Source organism: Escherichia sp. KCJ4928 (genome assembly GCF_004352695.1).
Classification (GTDB): Bacteria; Pseudomonadota; Gammaproteobacteria; order Enterobacterales; family Enterobacteriaceae; genus ECMA0423.
On record NZ_SJWV01000454.1, the window covers coordinates 1 to 978 of the forward strand.

General features: G+C 49.4%; 1 pseudogene. It reads right to left on the reverse strand.

Annotated features, from left to right (window positions below):
* Window positions 1-597: pseudogene (locus E0D98_RS24790) on the reverse strand (CPBP family intramembrane glutamic endopeptidase); the annotation flags it as partial.
* Window positions 598-978 lie beyond the last annotated feature (381 nt).

Here is a 978-nt window from a genome sequence, read left to right on the forward strand (position 1 = left end):
ACCGGCAGCAGCAGGCCACCACTTCTGATCCTGGCCGCTGATGTAATCAACCCCACCAGGAACAGCTCTGCCAGTATCAGCAGGTTCTTATACTGGCTATGCGCGGCGACGAACAACAACGACGTTATCAGCGCCCCCAGCCACATCGTCCAGCAGTACAGTGAACGGAAGACGTTCAGCATAATCCCCCGGAACAGCGTTTCCTCATTCAACGGGGCAAGGATAAAGATGGTCAGCAACGTCAGGTATGGACTTATCGGCAAAAAGTTTCGTCATAAATGGCTCAGCAGGCAGAGCCAGCACCTTACCGAGCAGAAATACACCGATATACACCACGGCCATCGCACCGACCAGCCACGGTACGCCAACGTTGCGCAGCTGACCAACGACCGGTAGCGGAGCTATCCAACGGCGGTATACCAGGAAAACACACAGCAGGTACATCAGAACAGCACCATGACTGAAGAACAAATAGTTTTTTCCTGGCCCATAAAGCAGAACGGCCTGCTCCATGACAAATCTGGCTCCCCAGCTAATGCCCCATGCAGCCAGCATAACCAGCATAAACTGCAGATATTGATTACGTGTCTGAATCATTGTATCTCCTGTAAATTTTTAACTTGTCCTATTTTTGTCATTACTACATATATACACATGTATAACAATTCAGATATCGTCACCAGGATATGCCGCGCCAGCGGTAGGAAGGCGGCACTCCGCTGTTTCATATGATACCGCCGAAGCCCGATGTAAGCCGCTACAGTCGTCCGAAAGTCACCAGCCTCCTCCCCCTGCCGTCATCCGTGCATCAGCTATGCACTGAGTATGCCTGCCCTTCCCCAGAGAATCCTGCCGGGCTTGCCACACTGATATATCTTGACTTTATGTAAACGATATGACACCTTAACATGATAATGATTACCATTCTCTTTTAATATGCAGAGAAACTAGGAAATAGATGAATGAGTTATGTTACTT